Below are 21,069 nucleotides of genomic sequence, written 5' to 3'. Positions count from 1 at the left end.
GGGGGGGGGGGGGGGGGGGCGGGGCGCGGGCGGGGCGGTCCCTCGCGGGGGCGGGGCCTCCCCCCCCGCCGCCCCCCCCCCCCGCCGTGCGGTCGACGGTCCGACCTAGATGAGGCCGTCCAGCTCGCGCAGCAGCGCGGCCTTCGGACGAGCACCGGTGATGGACTTCACCGGCTCGCCGCCCTTGTACAGGATCAGGGTCGGGATCGAGATGACGCCGTACTGGGCGGCGGTCGCCTGGTTGGCGTCCACGTCGAGCTTGGCGATGGTCAGCTTGTCGCCGTGCTCGGCCGCGATCTCGTCCAGGATCGGGGCGACCTGGCGGCACGGGCCGCACCAGGTGGCCCAGAAGTCGACGAGCACGGGCTTGTCGCTCTCCAGGACGTCGGACTTGAACGACGCGTCGGTGACGGTGGTGGTGGCGCCGGCCACGGGAACTCCTCGGGTTCGGACGGAGGGGGCTGCTGCCAGGAGAACAACGGGTGGGCCCGTTCTGTTTCTGCCCGGCCGGGGCGGGGGTGTTCCACGGGGAACACCCCCGAGGGGGTGGGTCGGTGGCCCGGGGGTCAGACCGCCACGGCGGCGGCCTTGGCCTCCAGGTCGTCCAGCGCGGCCAGGTAGCGCTCGGCGTCCAGCGCGGCGGAGCAGCCGGTGCCGGAGGCGGTGATGGCCTGGCGGTAGGTGTGGTCCACGACGTCGCCGGCGCCGAACACGCCCGGGATGTTGGTCCGGGTCGAGGGGGCCTCGACCTTGAGGTAGCCCTCGGCGTCGAGGTCCAGCTGGCCCTTGAACAGCTCGGTGCGCGGGTCGTGGCCGATCGCGATGAACAGGCCGGTGACGGCCAGCTCGCGGGTCTCACCGGTGGTGGTGTCGCGCAGGGTGACGCCGGTCAGCTTCGGGTCGCCGTGGATCGCCTCGACCGCGCTGTCCCACTCGAAGCGGATCTTCTCGTCCGCGAAGGCGCGCTCCTGCATCGCCTTGGAGGCGCGCAGCGTGTCCCGGCGGTGGATGATCGTGACGCTCTTGGCGAAGCGGGAGAGGAAGGTCGCCTCCTCCAGGGCGGTGTCACCGCCGCCGACCACCGCGATGTCCTGGTCGCGGAAGAAGAAGCCGTCGCAGGTCGCGCACCAGGAGACGCCGCGCCCGGAGAGCCGGTCCTCGTTCGGCAGGTCGAGCTTGCGGTGCTGGGAGCCGGTGGTGACGATCACGGCGCGCGCCCTGTGCACGTTGCCCTCGGAGTCGGTGACGGTCTTGATGTCACCGGTGAGGTCGACCGCGACGATGTCGTCGGGGATCAGCTCGGCGCCGAAGCGCTCGGCCTGGGCCCGCATGTTGTCCATCAGCTCGGGGCCCATGATGCCGTCCCGGAAGCCCGGGAAGTTCTCGACCTCGGTGGTGTTCATGAGCGCACCACCGGCGGTGACGGCCCCCTCGAAGACCAGCGGCCTGAGGGAGGCACGGGCCGTGTAGAGCGCAGCCGTGTACCCGGCCGGGCCGGAACCGATGATGATCACGTTACGGACGTCGCTCACTGCTTCTCCTGGTTCGCATCGCGACCCGCGTTTGCTGCGGGGAGGGCGGTCCTGCTCCGCCGCCCGGGACAACGACTGACCAGTGTCTCGCATTCCCAGGCGGATCAGTACCACGTGCCCGGACTCCGGGAGCGGCGTGCCGTGCTGGACGTGGATCGCATGGGAACCACTGGTCAGCGGCTGGGAACGCTCTGGTGCAGGACCACCGGACCGCAGTCGGCGGACCGCAGGTAGACGTCCACGAGGTCCACCCGGCCGGGCACCGGGTAGACCAGGACGTCGACCGGGGCGCCGTCGTAGCTGCCCCGGTCGGTGGCCAGCGGGGTGCCGGGGGCCGGGGCCGGGCAGGACGGCGAGGGCGGCGGGGAGGCGGCCGGGGAGGCCGAGGCGGACGGTTCCGGGCGGGCGCCCTCGGCGGGCAGCACGCTTTGGGGCTTGGCCTGCCCGGTCGGGCGCAACCCCGGCGGGGTCTCCGAGCGGGCCAGCAGCTGCTGCACCTGGGTGGCGAGTTCGTCGGCGCGGTAGGTGGCTCCGGTGCTCGCGGTGTGCGGGGTGCGGGCGCTCTGGTCGGCGGCGGCGGTGCCCGCCGGGGCGCCCGCGGTGACCGAGGGGCCGCCGGAGTTGTCGTCGGGGTTCAGGAGCAGGGCCCCGCCGAGGCCGAGGGCGGCCAGGGCGGCCGCGGTGCCGAGCAGCAGGGCGAACCGCCGACGGCGGGAGCGGCCCGGACCGGTGGCGCCGGAGGGCCGTGCGGGCGGCGCGGAGGCCCCCGAGGCGGCCCGCGCGGGCGGGGCCGGGGTGGCGGCCCGACGTTCGGCGGCCGGGGCCGGCTGCGGCCGGTGCCCGGGCGCGCGGTCGTCCCCGGGGGCGCTCCCGGACGATCCGGCGGCCTCCGGGGAGCCGTCCCCGGCGGCGGCCTGCGCCAGCGCGGCGTCCAGCCGGGCGGCGACGTCGGCGGGCATCGGCGGGGTCTCCACGTCGCCGAGCAGCGCCTGGACCTCGACGAGGGCGTCGACGGTATCCCGGCACTCGGCGCAGCCGTCCAGGTGCCGGCGCAGCGCCGTGACGGCCCCGGGGGACTCGACCAGTCCCTCGGCGAGGTCGGCGAGCTGCTCGACCGGGGGGTGGTCCCCCGTGGGGTCGGGGGAGGGGAGGGGGGCGGTCATCGTGTGCTCGCGTCTCCTTCCAGAACCGTCCGACCGGTGTTCGGGCTCGTCCCTGTGACGGTGCGGGGCGCCGTCGGGTTCCCCGGGGTGCCCCGCCGTGGTGGGGCCGAACCCGGGGCGCCCGGTGTTTCACGTGAAACATCCGGCCCGTCGTCGTTCTCGCGCAGGTGCCGCACCAGGGGGAGCAGCCGGGCCCGGCCGCGTGCGCAGCGGCTCTTCACGGTGCCCACGGGGACGCCCAGCAGCTCGGCGGCCTCGGCGACCGGGTAGCCCTGCATGTCGACCAGGACCAGCGCGGCCCGCTGCTCGACGGGCAGTTCGTCGAGGGCCGCGGTCACCTCGCGGTGCAGCTCGGCGCGGACCACCGGGGAGTCGGCCGGCTCGGCGGCGCCGACCAGGGTGTCGAGCCGCTGCGGGTCCTCGTCGAGCGGCGTGGTGCGGCGGGTGGCACTGCGGCGGGCGCGGTCCAGGCAGGCGTTGACCACGATCCGGTGCAGCCAGGTGGTGACGGCCGAGCGGCCCTGGAAGCCGGCGGCGGCGCGGAACGCGGAGACCAGGGCGTCCTGGAGCGCGTCGGCGGCCTCCTCGCGGTCGCCCAGGGTACGCAGGGCGACCGCCCAGAGCCGGTCGCGGTGGCGGTTCACCAGCAGGCCGAAGGCCTCCCGGTCGCCCGCCACGTGCCGGGCGAGCAGCGCCGCGTCGTCGTCCGTCCGGTCCACGCTGTCCCTCACCGCCACCCCTTCGTCCTCGCCGTGTCCGCTTGCCGCCCGACGGCGGCCCCGGCCGTCGGGTCAGCCGGAGACCTTGACCTCGGCGACGTGGCCGCGGAACTTGCTGTCGGAATCCTTGGTCAGGCTGGTCAGCCAGATCAAGAGGTAGCGGGTGGTGACCGGGTTGTCGAGGGTGTATTCGACGTTGGTCCCGCTCTTCTTGCCGACGACGGTGAAGCCGTCCGGCTTGGCCGCCATCGGGTTGGCGGCGGCGGCCGGGGTGGGCAGGCGGAGTTCCGCGGCCTGCTCGCCGCCGCTGAACTGGACGTTCACCGCGGAGACCGACTGCGGCGAGCCGAGGTCGATCAGCAGGCCGGTGCCCGGCTTCAGGGCGGGCGCCTTGGGGCCGAACTGGTCGTAGTACCAGCCGGTGGTCCAGGCGGTGTTCGGGTCGCCGTCGATGGACTTCCCGATGCTCTCGGTGCCCTCCGGCCCGTCGCCCAGCGGGTTGTACGACTGCGCTTCCTTGATCGCGATCGGCACCGGCGTGTGCGTCGTCGGGTGCGGGGTGGTCGGCGCGGCGCTGCTGGCCGAGGGCAGCGGGGAGGCGACGGCGCCGTTGTTGTTGTTGCGCAGGTTGTCGACGAACTGCCAGGAGGCGACGCCGATGGCGCCCAGGGCGACGGTCCAGGCGGTGGCCTTGGCCACCCGCCGCAGCCGCCGCCGGGCGCGCCGGGTCGAGGCCGGGCGGGAGGAGGCGGGCAGCGGCGCGACGGTCGTGTCGGCGACCCGGGTCGGGTTGGGGGCCGTCGGCAGGGCGTGGGTGTTGTGCCGGGGCGGCGCCGGGTAGGCGGGCAGCTCCGGCTCGGGCCGGCGGATCCGGGGCAGCTGTGCGATCGCCCGGACCAGCTCCTCCGGGGTGGTGATCGGCTCGGCGTGGTGCGGCGGGTGGTCGAACAGGGCGCGCGCCGCGAGCTCGGACAGGCCCTTGTGGACGCCGGCGCGGACCTGGTCCGGCGCGACGTTCTGGAGGCCCTTCGGGAGGCCCCGGAGGTCGTAGCGGTCCTCGGGGTACGGCCAGCGGTGGGTGAGCGCGGCGAACAGCAGGGCGCCGATCGCACGGGTGTCGGAGCGCTGGGCGTCCTCGGTGGTCCCCTCGACGGGCAGCCCGCGCAGGGCGGCGTCCACCGCGATGCCGTTGATCCGGTACTGGCCGCTGTCGGTGCGCAGCACGCAGCGCGGGGTGAGCCGCAGGTGGGCCTGGCCGCGCCGGTGGGCGGCCGCGACCGCGTCGGCGACCTGGCGGACCATCTGGTACGCCTCGTGCGGCTCCAGCGGGCCGTCCGCGAGCAGCTTGGCCAGGTCGGAGGAGTGCGGCAGCCACTCCCGCACGACGTAGACCAGCTCGCCCTCCTGGACGGCGTCCAGGACCTGGACGAAGCGCGGGTCGCCGAGCAGGGCGGCGGACTTGGCCGCGGCCAGCACCTTGCGGGCCCGCTGGTGGCCGGAGGCCATCAGGTGGACGCCGACGGCCCGGCGCAGCTTCTCGTCGACGGCGCGCCAGCTGCTGAAGGTGTCCGTCTGGGAGATGCACTCCTCCAGCAGGTACCGGTGGCCGATCATGTCGCCGCTGCGGCGCTGCGGGGCGGGAAGGGTGCGCGGGAGGGTGGCGGTGTCGCGCGGGTCGACCGTGGGCTGCGGGTCGGTGGGACGGCGCTTCGCGGGGGCCTGCGCGGGGGCGGGTTTCTTCCCCGCTGCGCCGGCGGCCAGTTCGGCGGCGATCTCCTGGACCGAGAGCGGCGCGGTGATCTCCGAGGTCTCCTCGCTGACGGAGACCGCCGGGCCGGCGGTCCGCGGACCGTCCGGGTCGCGGTCCGCGTCCGAGTCGTCCGAGTGGTCGGAGCCACCGGGGTCACCGGAGTCGGTGGAGCTCCCGGATCCCCCGTCGGGGCCGTCGTGGGTGTCCCCGTCGACGTCACCGGCGGTGCGCCCGGGAACGGCGGCAGCGGTGGAGGCGCCCTTGCCGCCGCCGGCGGAGGCGCGCCCGTCGGCGTCCTTCGCGACGGCGAGCCCGTCGATCGCCGCGGCCAGCGCGGCTTCGTCCGCCGCCGTGTCAGCTGCCGACGTGTCGACGACCGCCTTGGTGCCATCAGCCACCGTGGTCCTGCCTCCCCTTGTGTCGCCCCGGCTGAGAGAGTCGCTGGAGTCCGGGGGTTTGGCGGCCCCGTGCTCCAGGACAATTGTGCCCACTCTTCTCCCCCGGGTACGACCTCTGAGGGCCCCGCTCGGTTGCCCACCGGTGGAGAGATGTGGTGCAGATAGGACACCGGGTCGCCACCTCGCCGCCGGGTTGCACCGGCTCGGCCGGCGGCCCAGCAGTAGGCCGGACGAGCGGCGGAGCTGTTCGCTCCGGTTGACGCCCGGTCAGGGCGCCCGCTCGTCCGGCCGTCGAAGCGACGGTCAGCGGCCCAGTCGGCCGCGGACCATGCCCAGCATGGCGTTCAGTTCCTCGATCCGCAGGCGCTTCGCGATGAGCACGAAGACCCCCAGCTGCAGGCCGCCGGCCACGACCAGGGAGGCGATGCTCCCCAGCCAGCCGCTGAGCACCTGCTGGACCGCCAGACTGGCGCCGAGGCCCACCAGCGCGGCCGGGACGCAGGCGGCGGCCAGCCGGCTGTACGTCCTGCCGATCCGCTTGGTGTCCAGCCCGCCGATCTTCTTCTTCAGCTTCGGCACGGCCACCATCACCCCGATGGCGTAGGCGAACCCGTAACCGAAGGCCATGCCGATCACCGTCCACTGCGCGGGCAGCAGCAGCCAGCACAGCACCGAGAAGGTCGCCTGGCAGACGGCGACCCAGACGGTGTTGGAGAACGGGGTCCGGGTGTCCTCGTAGGCGTAGAAGCCGCGCAGCATCACGTACTGGGCCGAGTACGGGATCAGGCCCAGGGCGAAGGCGGAGAGCATCAGCCCGACGTTGGTGGCGTCGTTCAGGACGGACTGGTTGCCGCCGACCGCGTAGATCGAACGGCCGATCACCGGACCGAGCGACAGGAACACGAACGCGCCCGGGACGACCGCCACCGCGGTGGTGCGCAGACCGTAGGAGATGTCGTCGCGGACGGCTCCGGCGTCGTCGTCGGCGGCCGCCCGGGAGAGCCGGGGGAGCACCGCGCTCATGATCGAGACGGTGATCACGGCCTGCGGGAGCTGCCAGATCAGCAGGGCGTTGGAGAACGCGGCCAGGCCGACGCCGGTGTGGCCGGCCGCCGCGGCGGCGTCGCCGGCGTTGGTCGACAGCTGGGTGATCACCAGGTAGCCGGCCTGGTTGGCGAGCACGAAGAAGAACGTCCACTTGGCCAGCCGGGCGGCCTTGCCCAGGCCGTGGCCGCGCCAGTCGAAGCGGGGCCGGAAGCGGAACTCGGCCGCCCGCAGGTACGGGATCATCGCCAGCGACTGGACGACCAGGCCGATCAGGGTGCCGAGGCCGAGCAGCCGGACGCCCTCGGGCGAGACGGCCTCCGGGGTGACGTGGGTGGTGCCGAACCCGCCGTAGACCCAGATGTAGGCGGCGAAGGTGAAGATCACCACGATGTTGTTCAGGACCGGGGTCCACATCATCGCGCCGAACCGGCCGCGGGCGTTGAGGATCTGGCCCATCACCACGTGGATGCCCATGAAGAAGATCGTGGGCAGGCAGTAGCGGGCCAGCGCCACCGTGGTGTCGGCCCGCTCCGGGTTGGACATCATCGGGTGGGCGATCAGCTGGACCAGCACCGGTGCGCCGAGCACCGCCAGGAACACCACGCCGCCGAGCCCGACCATCACCAGGGTGAGCAGCCGGCTGGCGTACGCGGTGCCGCCGTCCTCGTCGTTCTTCATGCTGCGCACCAGCTGCGGCACGAAGACCGCGTTCAGCGCGCCGCCGCCGATCAGGATGTACAGCAGGGTCGGCAGGGTGTTCGCCGCGTTGTACGAGTCACCCATCACGCCGACGCCGATGGCCAGGGTGATCACCATGGTCCGGACGAAGCCGGTGCCGCGGGAGACCAGGGTGCCAGCCGCCATGATCGCGCTGGAGTTCAGCAGGCTGGCGACCTTGCCGCCCCCGCCGGCCGCCGGGGCTTCCGCGGGCTGCGGCTGCGCGGCGTGCTCCTCGGCGAGATCCGCCAGCGGCTCGACCGCCGGGGGCACCGCGACGGCGGCCACCTGCATGGTGGCCTCCTCCTCGGAGAGCGGCGGGTCGAACTCGATCGGCGGCACGAAGGGGCGCTGCCCGCCCGGACCGCCGTGCTGCGGCTGCCCCGGGTAGCCGACCACCGGCGGGTACGGCGCGGGACCGGCCTGCGCGCCGGGCGGCACGGCCCCCGGGGTGCCCGGCTGGGCGGTCTGCGGGGCCGGGGCGGGCTGCGGGACCGGCGGTGGGGCCGCGGCCTGCGCCTGCCGGCCACCGAACAGCGCGTCCACCCCGACGTACTCGGTGGTCTCGCTGTCCCAGGCGGAGTGCGCCGGGCCCGGCTCCCACTGCTGCGGCTGCTGTGGCTGCTGTGGCTGCGACTGCTCGGCACCGCCCCACCGGCCGCCGGCCGGAGCCGGGGCCGCGGGCTGCTCCGGCTGCCAACCGGCCTGCGGCGGGGTGTCCCAGCCGGGCTGCGTCGGCGGCACCGGGGGCGAGAACTGCTCCGCCGCCGGGTACGGGGTCGGCGGCACCGGCATCGGGTAGCCGCCGCCCTGCGGCGGCAGCTGCGGCGGCACGTCGTACGCGGCGGCCTGCTGCTCCGGCCCGGCGGGTCGCCCGGCCCGCAGGCCGTACGGGTCCTGGCCGTCCTGCGGGGTCCCGTACGCGTCGGCCGCGTACGGGTCCTGGGCGTAGGTGTCGGCCACGTACCAGTCGCCGGACGGCGACTCGGCACCCGGCCGGCTCTCACCGCGGCCCGGCGGCCGCTCCTCGCTGCGCCCGGTCATGTCACCTCTTCGCTGTCGTGGGGGAGGCCGGCCCGGCGTCACGGGGGGTCGGCGGTATCAAGGACCAACCTTCTCATCACTGGCGGCCCTATCCCGGCCATCCGGGCTGCTGCCGCGCGGTGTCTGCGCGGGACCGTCACCAGCGGAGTCGTCCGCCGGCCCGGACCCGCCGGACCCGCTGTCCCCGGGCGTCCCGTCGGCCCCGTCCGCCTCCGGCTCCGCGACGGCCCCGCCGTCCGCCTGCGGGGCGTCCCCGACCGGCTGGTCGCCGTCCTCGTGCGGCCGGCCGTCCCGGCGCTTGCGCTGGCGCATGAAGCGCAGCGCGGCCAGCAGCAGCAGGAGGCCGGCGCCCGCGAACACGTACAGCACGCCGTTGGTCACCGAGGTGACCTCGACCCTGAAGGTCTGGGCCTCGCCGTACGCCCGCGGGTTGGGGCCGGTGGTCCACAGCTGGGCGGTCATGTTGACCGGCCCGTTGTTGTGCGCCTCGGCCTGGAAGCGGAGGGTGGCGCTCTGCGAGGCCGGGAGGACCAGTTCCTCCTCCTTGCTCACCCGCAGCCTGTTCGGCTGGGTCGAGGTGAGCACCAGCTTCAGGTTGGTGACCGTCTGGGTCAGGTCGTTGCGGACGCTGACCTGCAGCTGGCCGGTGTCGCCGGCCAGGGTGACCACGCGCTTCGGCGGCACCTGGACGGCCTTGGTCAGCTCCTGCAGGTACATCTTGACGCCCTGCCGGTAGGCGCCGCCGGCCGGTGCCCGGGTGCGCCACTCGGTGGACAGCGAGCGGGCCATGGCGGCGTTGAACGGGCCGCGCACCCGCTGCGGCAGGGTGAGCACCCGCATCAGGGTGTCCAGGTCGTACTGGATGCGGTCGGTGCCGCTGAGGTCGGCCGCCGACAGCTCCGAGGCGCGGGCCTGGGTCGGGTAGTCGGCCGCGGCCGGGACGCCGGTGTTGGCCTTCGGGTCGGGCGAGGACTGGGCCACCCCGTCCAGCTTGGTCGGGGCGATCCACTTGCCGGCCGCCGCCTGCAGGGCGTTCGCCAGCACCTTGGCGGTGTTGACGCTCAGCTCGCGCGGCGGCATGACCAGCAGGCCGCGCTGGTTCTGCGGCTGCTCGTGGGTGATCGCGAAGGTCTCGGCGAGGAAGCGCTGGGTCGCGTCGGTCTGGTCCTTCGCGGAGCTCAGGTCCTGCTGGAACAGCCCGGAGACCGTCTCGTCGGCGACCACCGCGCTCTGCCCGTTGCCGATCGGGCGCACCGCGCTCGGGGTGTAGTTCAGCGAGTCCGGCTCCGGCATGCTCGCCCCGTTGGCGAGCACCAGCCCGCTGCCGGCCTGCTGGGCGAGGCCGGTGATCCGCTGGTCGACGTAGCCCTGGTAGGGCCAGGCGACGTCGGAGCGGGTGTCCACGGAGAGCCGGCCCTCGACGGTCAGCCGGCCGGCCGTCGCGGCCTTGTTGAGCGCGGTCGACATGCCGGGCAGGTCGGCCCCGTTGTGCGCGATCGAGGCGAGGTCCGGGTCGGCGTAGGGCAGCGCGACCACCTGGCTGTCCGGCTTGGCGACGGCGGCCCGCAGCTTGTCCAGCCAGGCGGTGGCGGCGGCCGTGCCGGTGCCCGGGACGGTGTTGTCGTCCCTGGCCGGCTTGCCCGCGGACTCGGTGCCCGGGTTCTGCACCCGGTAGGGCTTGGCCATCGCGAACGCGGCGTCCACCAGGTCCGGGTCGATCACCCAGGTCAGGCCGGGCAGCTTGGAACCGGTGTCGACCAGCTCGTACAGCCGCCCGCCGGGGGCGAACTCGGCGGCCAGGCTGTCGTCACGCAGCACCGAGGTGGACTGGTCGCCGGTGTCGGCGACGGTCTGCGCGGCCAGCACCGGCGCGTGCACCAGCGGCCAGAGCGTGGCGACCTTCGTCGGCTGCGCCTCGGCGCCGCCCGGGTTGTACGGCAGGAAGCTCCGGGCGATGCCCAGGGCCCGGTCGTGCGAGTTGTCGGCGGTCGAGCCCCAGGCGTCCACCGCGAGCTCGTACACCCCGCTGGAGGACAGCCCGAGGTCGTTCACCGCGACGCTCAGCGTGTACGGCAGGGTCTGGCCGGGGTTCAGCTCGGGCAGCGCGTACTGGGGGCTGTCCAGCTCCACGCCGTCGGTGCCGATCGGCGTCGTGCGGCCGGCCACGTTCGCCAGGTCGCTGCGCCGGTCCAGCGGCTTGCCGGAGTACGGCTTGCGGACGGCGGCGTGGGCGCCCTTCAGCGCCGACTTGCCGGCGTTGGTGACGTGCCCCGTGATCGTCACGGTGCCGTTGGGCACGGCCACCTGCGGGGCCAGCGACTCGATGCTCAGGACCACCGGGTACTCGGCCGAGGCGGTGGAGTCCGCGGCCGGCCGGGGGTTGCCGCCGGCCGGCAGCGCGCCGGCCGGGGCGGCCGTGAAGAAGGTCAGGGCGGCCGCGCAGGCGGCGGCGAGGCGCAGGCCCGCCCGGCGGACCGGATGACGTCCCCCGGTGGGGCGTTCGGCCCGTCCAGGCTGTCGGTGCGCCCCCAGGCCCGAGTGCCGTGCCGGCTCGCTCACTCGCTTCGCCCTCGCCGTTCTCGATCGTTTGCTGCTGATGCTGTTCGTCCCGTCCGGCGCGGTCGCGCCCGACGTCCCTCGATTGGAGCTCTTGCCATTCTCGACGCTCGGGAGCGTTCGCCCGACGCCGTCGCCGCACCGCCGGCGCAGGAGTTCCGCGGGCCGTGGCGGCACGCGGCACCGCATCCCCTGTCCGGTGCCCGAGACTCGTCCACCGGCATGGTAACGATGCAGCCTGCGGTGCAGTGTTGCGGGCTGTGGGGTGAGACGCCCAAAACGCGCGGGCGGTTGACCTGCCGGGGCACGTACCCTTGTGAGCCGTGTCCACTGCCAATGAGCCCACCACGCGCACCGACCGTCCCAGCACCGCCGCCCGGGCCGTCCCAGGCCTGAGCGAGGCCCAGACCCTGGGGCTGCAAGAGCTGCTGCGGGTGTCGCCGGTCGCCGACGAGATCGCCCGCCGCTTCGAGGCGGCCGGTCACCGGCTGGCGCTGGTCGGCGGCTCGGTCCGGGACGCGCTGCTCGGCCGGCTCGGCAACGACCTGGACTTCACCACCGACGCCCGCCCGCAGCAGGTGCTCAAGCTGGTCAAGGGCTGGGCGGACGCGGTCTGGGACGTCGGCATCGCCTTCGGTACCGTCGGTGCCCGCAAGGACACCCCCGAGGGCTCCTTCCTGATCGAGATCACCACCTACCGCTCCGAGGCCTACGACCGCACCTCCCGCAAGCCCGAGGTGACCTACGGCGAGACCATCGAGGAGGACCTGGTCCGCCGGGACTTCACGGTCAACGCGATGGCCGTCGACCTGCCGGGCCGCGGCTTCGTCGACCCGCACGGCGGCCTGGAGGACCTGGAGGCCCGGGTGCTGCGCACCCCCGCCACCCCGGAGGAGTCCTTCTCCGACGACCCGCTGCGGATGATGCGGGCCGCCCGCTTCGCCGCCCAGCTCGACTTCGACCCGGCGCCCGAGGTGGTCGCCGCGATGTCCGCGATGGCGGAGCGGATCACCATCGTCTCGGCCGAGCGGGTCCAGGCCGAGCTCAACAAGCTGCTGCTGGCCAAGCACCCGGTGAAGGGCCTGCGGCTGCTGGTCGACACCGGCCTGGCCGGGTACGTGCTGCCCGAGCTGCCCGCGCTGCGGCTGGAGCGCGACGAGCACCACCGGCACAAGGACGTCTACGAGCACTCGCTGACCGTCCTGGAGCAGGCCGTCGCGCTGGAGCAGGACGGCCCGGACCTCACCCTGCGGCTGGCCTCGCTGCTGCACGACATCGGCAAGCCGCGCACCCGCCGCTTCGAGTCGGACGGCCGGGTCTCCTTCCACCACCACGAGGTGGTGGGGGCCAAGATGACCCGCAAGCGGATGCGGGAGCTCAAGTACTCCAAGGAGCTCACCGAGGACGTCTCGCGCCTGGTCGAGCTGCACCTGCGCTTCCACGGCTACGGCGGCGGCGAGTGGACCGACTCCGCGGTGCGCCGCTACGTCACCGACGCCGGGCCGCTGCTGGAGCGCCTGCACAAGCTGACCCGCTCCGACTGCACCACCCGCAACAAGAAGAAGGCGGCCACGCTCTCCCGCACCTACGACGGTCTGGAGACGCGGATCGCCGAGCTGAAGGAGCAGGAGGAGCTGGACGCCGTCCGCCCGGCGCTGGACGGCAACCAGATCATGGAGCTGCTCGCCCTCAAGCCCGGTCCGTCGGTCGGCAGGGCGTACAAGCACATGCTCGAACTCCGCCTGGAGCACGGCCCGATGGAGCACGACGAGGCGGTCGCGGCGCTGCGCGCCTGGTGGGCCGGGCAGCAGGGCTGACGCTGGCTCCGGTTCCCGACACGACGCGAGGGGTGGTCCCGGCACTCGGCCGGGGCCACCCCTCGCGCGTGCGGCGGGCTACTTGAGCTTCTTCAGGCAGAGCACGTAGTTCAGGGACGGGAAGTTGGTGTAGGTGCGGGTGTACCAGCTGTCCGACTTGGGCTGCTTCTCGCAGACCTTCTCGTCGGACGTGGCGGGGTACTTGTAGATCACCTTGTACTGCGCCTTGGTGTCGGTGCAGGGCAGCACCGAGACCTTCGGGTGGGTGTCGGTGGTCTCACCGGCGGGGCCGTTCTCGTTGCGCAGGCAGTCGCCCGCCTTGGCCGTGTCCACGCTGTCCGCGTCGTCGGTCGGGGTGGTGATCGGCGGCAGGGTGATGCTCGGCAGCACCGGCATCGTGAAGGTCGGCGAGGGGAAGGCCGGCGGCGGCGAGGGCGTGAAGGTGAACGCCGACGGGGACGGCGACGGCGCCGCGGTGATCGGGTTGCTCGGGTCGTCGTTCTTCGACGGGCCGAGCACCCCGGTGGCGGCGAGGACGACGGTGACCGCGAGCGAGACCGGCACCAGCAGCATCGCCATGTGCGGGCGGCGGGCCAGCGGCACGCCCGGGTCGAGCTGCGGGCCGTGGCTGCCCGGGACGGGCGGCTGCAGCCGGCTGATGCGGTTGTGCGGGCCGAGGTTCAGCAGCAGCGTGATCGGGGTCAGCAGCCACGAGATCAGGCTCCACCAGCCCTGGACCAGTGTCCGGGCGGACATGTCGCGCACGGTGGCAGTGCCGCAGGTGCGGCAGAACGGGCCGGACATCCGCAGCATCCGGTAGGCCACGATCAGGCCCTGGTGGCCGCGGACGGTGGCGTTCACCGCCGGGTAGCCGCCGCAGAACCGGCAGGTCAGGCCGTCCGTCGGGCCCTGTGGCGGGTACCCGTAGCCGTAGTTGGGCGCGGGCTGCTGGTAGCCGTACGGCTGTTCCGGCGGCGGGGCGCTCGGGTAGCCGTAGCCGGGCTGGCCGGGCGGCGGGGGCGGAGCGCCGTAGGCGCCGGAGGAGTACGGGTTGCCGTCGCCGGGCGGCGGACCGTACGGCATCTGGGGCGGAGGTGGAACGGACAAGTTGGTCCCCCGGGGACGGAGTGGTGGAAGAGTTCAGGACTTCTTCACCGGCGGGACACCGGTGGTGGCGGGCGCCATCGGACCGAGGCAGAGCACGTACCGCTTCTTGTTCCAGCGGCGGCCGCTCTTGCCCGAGACGGCGCTCGTGGTCTGCGGCGTCTGCTTGCAGCGGTTCACGTCGGTGGTGCCTTCGAACTTCGACAGTACGCGGTAATTCGCTTTGGAATCAGTGCACTTGACGATTTCGACGTCGCGGGAGCCACTCGCCCGCACACAGTCGCCCGGCTTGGCGCTGCTGACGCTCGGCCCGGCCACGAAGTACCCGACCGCCAGGGCCAGGCCGCCGCCGGCCAGTCCGACCATCTTCAGCTTGGAGATGCCGCTCTTCTTGGCGGGCGGCGCCGTCGGTGCCGGAGCGGCGGGCTGCGGGTAGCCGTACGCCCCGGCGGGCGGCTGCTGTCCGTAGGGCTGGTGCCCGTACGGCTGCTGCCCGTACGACGGCGGCGCTCCGTAGCCGCCCGGGGCGGGCTGCGGCACCTGTCCGGGGACGGGTGCCTGCCCGTAACCGGGCGGCGGTCCGTACGGCGCGGCCGGCGGGGGAACGGGCGCACCGTACGGCGGTGCGGCGTGCGGCCCCGCCGGAACCGGCGGTGGCGGCCCGTACTGGTTGGGCGGTGTGCTCATCAGTTCGTCCCCCGAGACAGAGTGCTGTCGTTCCGACAGGTCTGACACCTTAGCGACTCGGTCGGACGCCACCGGTCCCGAGTCCGGGGGGATTCGTGGAGGACCGGTCAGGGGATCGGGCGGCGGCGGGCGGCGCGCAGGTAGAGGACCGCGGTGAGGGCGTACACCGCGGCGACGCCGACGACCACCGCGCCGGAGCGGCCGGACAGCGGCAGCACCAGGGCGGTGACCATGGCGGCGGCCACGAAGGCGACGTTGAACAGCACGTCGTAGATGGCGAAGACCCGGCCGCGGAACTCGTCCTCGACCGACTCCTGGACCACGGTGTCGGCGCAGATCTTGGTGCCCTGGGTGACCACCCCGAGCAGCAGGGCGGCGATCAGGCAGGGCACCAGCGTGAAGCTCAGGCCGAGGGCGGGGACGAAGACCACCGGGGCGATCAGGCAGGCCGTCATCCAGCCGGCCAGGCCGAGCTTCCGGGTGCACCAGGGGCTGACCACCGCGGCGACGAAGAAGCCGGCGGCGGAGAGGCCGACGGCCTGGCCGAGGCTGACCAGGCCTGCGGCGCTGTCGGCCGGGTCGTTGAAGGTGTAGCGGGCGAGCATCACCACGACCACGATCAGCACGCCGTAGCAGAACCGGGCCGCGGTCACCGCCGCCAGCGCGTGTACGGCGGGCCGGCAGTCCCGCACCAGGTGGCGCACCGCGGCGCCGAGTTCGACGGCGGCCCGGACCAGCGCCTGGCCGAGTGCCGGGCGGTCGGCGTGCTGGTCCGGGCCGAGCAGGTCGCGGTCCATCCGGCGGGCGGCCAGCGCGGCCGACAAGTAGAGCAGCGAGGCGACCGTCACCAGCGCGGCGTCCGCCTTCGGTCCGGGCGTCATCACCTGGTGCAGCAGGAAGCCGATGCCGCCGCCCGAGGCGGCAGCGACCGTTCCGAGGGTGGGGGAGAGCGCGTTGGCGGTGACCAGCCGGTCCTGCTCCACCACCCGGGGCAGGGCGGCGGACAGACCGGCGAGGATGAACCGGTTGAGCGCGGTGACCAGCAGGGCCGAGGCGAAGAACAGCTCGGTCGGCGCCTCGGCCAGGAGCAGCGCACCGGTGACCAGGCCCAGCCCGAAGCGGGCCAGGTTGCCGTAGTACAGCACCTGGCGTCGGCGCCAGCGGTCCAGCAGCACCCCGGCGAACGGGCCGATCACCGAGAACGGCAGCAGCATCACGGCCAGCACCGAGGCGATGTCGGTGGGGGAGGACTGCTTCTCGGGGGAGAAGACCACGTAGGCGGCGAGCGAGACCTGGAAGACCCCGTCGGAGAGCTGGGAGAGCACCCGGGCGGTCAGCAGCCGCCGGAAGTCCCGGCCCCGGAGCAGGTCGAGGAGCGTGGCGCGGTGCGCGGACTGGTGGGTGCTGCCGTTCTCGGTGATCGCCACCCGCCCAGAGTGCCATGGAACGGGCTGCTGTTTCACGTGAAACATCGGCCGGGAAAACGCGAAGGGCCCACGATCCGGTGATCGTGGGCCCTTCGGCGGAGCCAGGGGGGATCAGTCGCTCAGCACGCGGGTCCGACGGTGCGACCCGCTGCGGAGCGACCGGTCCGCGCGGTGCCCTGGGCTCAGCGCTCGACCTCGCCGCGGATGAACTTCTCGACGTTCTCGCGGGCCTCGTCGTCGAAGTACTGGACCGGCGGGGACTTCATGAAGTACGAGGAGGCCGACAGGATCGGGCCGCCGATGCCGCGGTCCTTGGCGATCTTGGCGGCGCGCACGGCGTCGATGATGACACCTGCGGAGTTCGGGGAGTCCCAGACCTCGAGCTTGTACTCCAGGTTCAGCGGGACGTCACCGAAGGCGCGACCCTCCAGGCGGACGTAGGCCCACTTGCGGTCGTCCAGCCAGGCCACGTAGTCCGAGGGACCGATGTGGACGTTGTTGGCGCCCAGCTCGCGGTCGCGGATCTGCGAGGTGACGGCCTGGGTCTTGGAGATCTTCTTGGACTCCAGGCGCTCGCGCTCGAGCATGTTCTTGAAGTCCATGTTGCCGCCGACGTTCAGCTGCATGGTGCGCTCGAGGATGACACCGCGGTCCTCGAAGAGCTTCGCCATCACGCGGTGCGTGATGGTGGCGCCGACCTGGGACTTGATGTCGTCACCGACGATCGGCACGCCGGCCTCGGTGAACTTGTCCGCCCACTCCTTGGTGCCCGCGATGAACACCGGCAGGGCGTTCACGAAGGCGACCTTGGCGTCGATGGCGCACTGGGCGTAGAACTTGGCGGCGGCCTCGGAGCCCACCGGCAGGTAGCAGACCAGGACGTCGACCTTCTGGTCCTTCAGGACCTGGACGACGTCGGCCGGGGCCTCGTCCGACTCCTCGATGGTCTGGCGGTAGTACTTGCCCAGGCCGTCGAGGGTGTGGCCGCGCTGGACGGTGACGCCGGTCGGCGGCACGTCGCAGATCTTGATGGTGTTGTTCTCGCTGTTGCCGATGGCGTCGGCCAGGTCGAAGCCGACCTTCTTGGCGTCGACGTCGAAGGCGGCGACGAACTCCACGTCACTGACGTGGTAGTCACCGAACTGGACGTGCATCAGGCCGGGGACCTTGCCGGCCGGGTCGGCGTCCTTGTAGTACTCGACACCCTGCACCAGCGACGCGGCGCAGTTGCCCACGCCGACGATGGCTACGCGAACCGAACCCATTCCGGTTGCTCCCTGTGATCTCATGAGGGCCGCCGTGACCGGCGGCACCTCGTCCTGCATCTTCGATGACTGCTGTGTAAGGGCGCGAGGCGCCCACTCCTGCCGCGCGGCACAGGGCTGGCGCGGTGTCAGCGCTCCTGGGCGGAGCGCCCCGGGCGGTCGTACGGTGGCCCGGACGGGTCCGAGGACCCGGTCTCCTGGCCACGGCCGTCCGAAGTCTTGTGGGGTGCGCCGGCGGAGTCGCCGCCGGTGGCGGGACCGGTCCGGCCGGTGCGGTTGGACCGCTCGGTCTCGATCAGCTCGTTGAGCCAGCGGACCTCGCGCTCCACCGACTCCAGTCCGTGCCGCTGGAGTTCGACGGTGTAGTCGTCGAACCGCTCGCGGGCGCGGGCCAGCGAGTTGCGCATCCGCTCCAGGCGCTCCTCCAGCCGGCTGCGGCGCCCCTCCAGGACGCGCATCCGGACGGCCCGGTCGGTCTGGCCGAAGAACGCGAAGTGGACGCCGAAGTGCTCGTCCTCCCAGGCGTCCGGGCCGGAGTCGGCGAGCAGCTCCTCGAAGCGCTGCTTCCCCTCGGCCGAGAGCCGGTAGACGATCTTGGACCGCTTGCCGTTGAGCGCGGTGGCCGGGACGTACTCGACGTCCGGGTTGTCCTCGACCAGGAAACCCTGGGCGACCAGGCTCTTCAAGCAGGGGTAGAGCGTTCCGTAGGAGAGCGCCCGGAACGTGCCGAGCAGGATGTTGAGCCGCTTGCGCAGCTCGTAGCCGTGCATCGGAGCGTCGTGGAGCAGGCCGAGAACGGCGAACTCCAGCACTCCTGAGCGCCTGCCCACTGTCGCGGTCCTCCTCCCTCTCGGCTTCCGTCCGGCCGCTGCATCCGGCGGTATTCCGCTTCGATGTATCGGCTCGATATATCGAGAACAGTAAACCCGACCCCGGGAACGGGCAAGGGGGGCACGCGTGAATGTGATCACAAGCCGACGCGCGGGTGAGCTTGGCAACGGCCGTGTAATGATCTGTCGCCGTTTTGCGGTTATTGGCGAATGATGCCCGATTAGTTGTATTTCCGTGCTGCGTACGCTGTCGCGTGTGCACGAGGACCACCTCCGGAGTCAGGCGGTTTGCGGGCATCCGACGTGAACCCTGCCTTCAGGCTGGAGACGCCTGGCGAGGAGTGGCTGCAAGATGAGCGATCGACGGCGAAGGACGCCCGACCCGGGCGGTGACGGGCAGCAGCCCCCGGGAGGCGGCGGCCGTCGGGGAGGGCCCGATCCGGACGAGCTGAGCTCGCCCGGGATCGGTCGCCGACGCCCGCAGGGCGTTCGGGAGACCGCTCAGCAACCCCGGATGACCCGGGCGGAGATGCGCAAGGCCTCCCAGAAGAAGGGCAAGGGGGGCGGCCGGAGCGGTGCCGCCGCGGCGTCCGCCGCGGCCGCCGGGCCCGGCAAGAAGCGCTTCATCGACTACCCGCGGTTCGGCAAGACCGGGATCCGGCGCTGGCTGCCGTCCTGGAAGCAGTGGCTGAGCGGCTTCCTGCTGGTCTTCGGCTGCTTCGTCGGCCTGGTGTTCTACCTGTACCAGACCACCCAGGTCCCCGAGCTGAACAAGCTGGTGCAGGGCCAGAACACCATCTACTACTGGGCCGACGGCTCCGAGATGACCCGCAAGGGCCAGACGAACCGTCAGATCGTCGAGCTCCCGGACATCAGCCCCAACCTGCAGAACGCCGTCATCGCCGCGGAGAACCAGGACTTCCGCACCGACCACGGCATCGACCCCAAGGGCATGCTCCGCGCCGTCTACAACATGGCGAAGGGAGGGGAGACCCAGGGCGCCTCGACCATCACCCAGCAGTACGTGAAGAACGCCTACCTGAGCCAGGAACAGACCATCAGCCGCAAGGTGAAGGAGTTCTTCATCACGCTGAAGATCGACCAGCAGCAGGGGAAGGAAGAGATCCTCAAGGGCTACCTGAACACCAGCTGGTTCGGTCGCGGCGCGAACGGGGCCCAGGCCGCCGCCCAGGCGTACTACGGGGTGGACGCCAAGGACCTCAACCTGTGTCAGAGCGCCATGCTGGCCGGCCTGCTCAAGGGTGCGGCCTACTACGACCCCACCAACCCGGCCAACAAGGAGCGGGCCGAAGGGCGGTGGTCCTGGATCCTCGACAACATGGTGAAGATCAAGGCCGTCACCCCGGAGGAGCGGGCCAAGTGCACCGAGTTCCCGACCCCGGTCCCGCTGAAGCCCAGCTCCAACATGAACGGTGAGGTCAGCTACCTGGTCGACACCGCCAACAAGTACGTGATGAACACCGACAAGGCGGTCACCCAGCAGGTGATCGACAAGGGCGGTCTGAAGATCTACACGACCTTCGAGAAGGACAAGGTCGACGCCCTGAAGAAGGCCGTCGACGACGTCAAGGCGGAGAACCTCGACCCGCAGAAGCGCCCGGACAACGACACCAACATCCAGTTCGGCTCCGCCAGCATCCGCCCCGGCGACGGTGCAATCATCGCCCTCTACGGCGGCGACGGCGTGGAGAACGGCCACTTCGACAACAACGCCGACGCCTCCGGCGTCCAGGTCGGCTCGACCTTCAAGCCGTTCGTGCTGGCGACCGCGATGCAGGTCGGCGTGCAGACCGCGAAGGGCGACGACGGCAAGCCGAAGCGGATCAACGCCGACAGCCGCTACCTGGCCGACGACCTGTCCGAGATCCGCAAGCCGGACGGCTCGCTGGTGATCGGTGACGACGGCAAGCCGTACCACCAGAAGAACGAGGACGCCAGCAAGCACGGCTACGTCTCGCTGCGGCAGGCCATGCAGTACTCGTACAACGTGCCGTTCGTCCAGCTCAACCAGGACGTCGGCGGCCAGAACGTGGCCGACATCGCGGTGCAGATGGGCGTCCGGAAGGAGAGCCTCGCGGACCCGAAGACCGCGACCTTCCCGCTCGGCACCTCCACCATCAGCCCGATCCGGATGGCCACCGCCTACGGCACCCTGGCGGCCAGCGGCAAGGAGTCCGAGCCGTACTCGGTCACCAAGGTCGAGCTGAACGGCGTCGAGCGCCCGGGCTTCGCCAAGAAGGACCCCAAGGTCGCGCTGGAGCCGGCGGTCGCCGACAACGTCACCGACGTCCTGGTGAACGTGGCCGCGAAGGGCACCGGTACCAAGACCCTCGCGCTGGGCCGCCCGGTGGCGGGCAAGACCGGTACCACCGACCAGAACAAGTCGGCCTGGTGGGTCGGTTACACCCCGCAGCTGGTGACCAGCGTCGCGATGTGGCGCGAGGACCCGTCCAAGCACGAGCGGCAGTCGCTCAACGGCACCGGCGGCAAGGCGTCCATCCACGGTGGTGACATCCCGACCGACGTCTTCACCCGGTACATGAAGGTCGCGCTGGCCAACGAGAAGAAGATGGACTTCCCGAACCCGCAGCCGGTCGGCACCGAGGTCGACTCCTCCGGTGCGCCGTCCACGGCCACGCCCGTGCAGACGCCGACCACGGCGGACAGCCCGTCGGCCCCGCCGCAGACCCAGCAGCCGACGCAGCCCGCCCAGCCGCAGCCGACCCAGACCCAGAGCTGCGTGCCCGGCGTGGACTGCCCCGGCGACCCGCAGCCGACCGCGACCAAGACCAAGCCCCCGCACCCGACCAACACCTGTCTGATCCCGGGCCTGCCCGGCTGCCAGACGCCGCCGCCGACCCCCACGGACACCACGACACCGGGCGGCGGTGGGAAGCCGTCCGGCAAGCCGACCCAGACCACCCCGCCCGGCCCGCCCGGGGGGTAGTACCCGGACGAGAACCGCAACGGCGGTGGCGGCCCTCCTCGGAGG

At 72.5% G+C, this 21,069-nt stretch carries 14 protein-coding genes; 2 read left to right on the top strand and 12 right to left on the bottom strand.

Annotated elements, in window-relative coordinates:
* Positions 1–105 precede the first annotated feature (105 nt).
* The 7 genes from trxA to ACFV04_RS37470 form a co-directional block, all read right to left on the bottom strand.
* Positions 106–432, bottom strand: coding sequence for a thioredoxin (gene trxA, locus ACFV04_RS37500; RefSeq protein ID WP_380535430.1), 327 nt, complete (start codon positions 430–432; stop codon positions 106–108).
* A gap of 134 nt (positions 433–566) precedes the next feature.
* On the bottom strand, positions 567–1,532 hold the full coding sequence (gene trxB, locus ACFV04_RS37495; RefSeq protein WP_380337158.1) for a thioredoxin-disulfide reductase: 966 nt from the start codon (positions 1,530–1,532) through the stop codon (positions 567–569).
* A 173-nt stretch (positions 1,533–1,705) separates the two neighbouring features.
* Positions 1,706–2,695 carry a hypothetical protein gene (locus ACFV04_RS37490; RefSeq protein WP_380535427.1) on the bottom strand — a complete coding sequence of 330 codons (990 nt, stop codon included), beginning with the start codon at positions 2,693–2,695 and terminating at the stop codon, positions 1,706–1,708.
* The gene (gene sigM, locus ACFV04_RS37485) at positions 2,692–3,426 is read right to left on the bottom strand and encodes an RNA polymerase sigma factor SigM (RefSeq protein WP_380337153.1); all 735 of its coding nucleotides are present in this window, start codon (positions 3,424–3,426) and stop codon (positions 2,692–2,694) included. Before sigM ends, ACFV04_RS37490 begins: the two co-directional genes overlap by 4 nt.
* A gap of 60 nt (positions 3,427–3,486) precedes the next feature.
* Positions 3,487–5,562: a protein kinase family protein gene (locus tag ACFV04_RS37480; protein ID WP_380535425.1), complete on the bottom strand. Its 2,076-nt coding sequence runs from the start codon at positions 5,560–5,562 to the stop codon at positions 3,487–3,489.
* Positions 5,563–5,865: 303 nt separating this feature from the next.
* Positions 5,866–8,370: a murein biosynthesis integral membrane protein MurJ gene (murJ, locus tag ACFV04_RS37475; RefSeq protein WP_380535423.1), complete on the bottom strand. Its 2,505-nt coding sequence runs from the start codon at positions 8,368–8,370 to the stop codon at positions 5,866–5,868.
* Between the two features lie 57 nt (positions 8,371–8,427).
* Positions 8,428–10,929, bottom strand: a complete 2,502-nt coding sequence (locus ACFV04_RS37470) for a DUF6049 family protein (RefSeq protein WP_380535421.1) — start codon at positions 10,927–10,929, stop codon at positions 8,428–8,430.
* Positions 10,930–11,249: 320 nt separating this feature from the next.
* On the opposite strand from ACFV04_RS37470, the gene ACFV04_RS37465 reads away from it, so the two are divergent.
* On the top strand, positions 11,250–12,743 hold the full coding sequence (locus tag ACFV04_RS37465; protein WP_380535419.1) for a CCA tRNA nucleotidyltransferase: 1,494 nt from the start codon (positions 11,250–11,252) through the stop codon (positions 12,741–12,743).
* Between the two features lie 78 nt (positions 12,744–12,821).
* Here ACFV04_RS37465 and ACFV04_RS37460 read toward each other — a convergent pair whose 3' ends face one another.
* From ACFV04_RS37460 to ACFV04_RS37440, 5 genes are all read right to left on the bottom strand, one after another.
* Entirely contained in the window at positions 12,822–13,826 is a 1,005-nt protein-coding gene (locus ACFV04_RS37460; RefSeq protein WP_380337141.1) for a hypothetical protein, read from the bottom strand.
* A gap of 57 nt (positions 13,827–13,883) precedes the next feature.
* Positions 13,884–14,534: a hypothetical protein gene (locus ACFV04_RS37455; protein WP_380535417.1), complete on the bottom strand. Its 651-nt coding sequence runs from the start codon at positions 14,532–14,534 to the stop codon at positions 13,884–13,886.
* A 107-nt stretch (positions 14,535–14,641) separates the two neighbouring features.
* Positions 14,642–15,961, bottom strand: coding sequence for an MFS transporter (locus ACFV04_RS37450; protein WP_380337135.1), 1,320 nt, complete (start codon positions 15,959–15,961; stop codon positions 14,642–14,644).
* Positions 15,962–16,143: 182 nt separating this feature from the next.
* Positions 16,144–17,226, bottom strand: coding sequence for an inositol-3-phosphate synthase (locus ACFV04_RS37445; RefSeq protein WP_360260029.1), 1,083 nt, complete (start codon positions 17,224–17,226; stop codon positions 16,144–16,146).
* A 128-nt stretch (positions 17,227–17,354) separates the two neighbouring features.
* Entirely contained in the window at positions 17,355–18,056 is a 702-nt protein-coding gene (locus tag ACFV04_RS37440; RefSeq protein ID WP_360260031.1) for a PadR family transcriptional regulator, read from the bottom strand.
* 514 nt (positions 18,057–18,570) lie between these two features.
* On the opposite strand from ACFV04_RS37440, the gene ACFV04_RS37435 reads away from it, so the two are divergent.
* Positions 18,571–21,024, top strand: coding sequence for a transglycosylase domain-containing protein (locus ACFV04_RS37435; RefSeq protein ID WP_380337131.1), 2,454 nt, complete (start codon positions 18,571–18,573; stop codon positions 21,022–21,024).
* The last annotated feature ends 45 nt before the right edge of the window (positions 21,025–21,069 follow it).

This window comes from Kitasatospora sp. NPDC059599 (genome assembly GCF_042735125.1).
Lineage (GTDB): Bacteria > Actinomycetota > Actinomycetes > Streptomycetales > Streptomycetaceae > Kitasatospora.
This window is presented reverse-complemented; position numbering and strand designations above follow the sequence as displayed.

Coding starts and splice junctions, on each gene's coding strand:
- ACFV04_RS37490 (WP_380535427.1), bottom strand. CDS start 2,695: ATGACCGCCCCCCTCCCCTCCCCCGACCCCACGGGGGACCACCCCCCG.
- murJ (WP_380535423.1), bottom strand. CDS start 8,370: ATGACCGGGCGCAGCGAGGAGCGGCCGCCGGGCCGCGGTGAGAGCCGG.
- ACFV04_RS37460 (WP_380337141.1), bottom strand. CDS start 13,826: ATGCCGTACGGTCCGCCGCCCGGCGACGGCAACCCGTACTCCTCCGGC.
- ACFV04_RS37455 (WP_380535417.1), bottom strand. CDS start 14,534: ATGAGCACACCGCCCAACCAGTACGGGCCGCCACCGCCGGTTCCGGCG.
- ACFV04_RS37445 (WP_360260029.1), bottom strand. CDS start 17,226: ATGGGTTCGGTTCGCGTAGCCATCGTCGGCGTGGGCAACTGCGCCGCG.
- ACFV04_RS37435 (WP_380337131.1), top strand. CDS start 18,571: ATGACCCGGGCGGAGATGCGCAAGGCCTCCCAGAAGAAGGGCAAGGGG.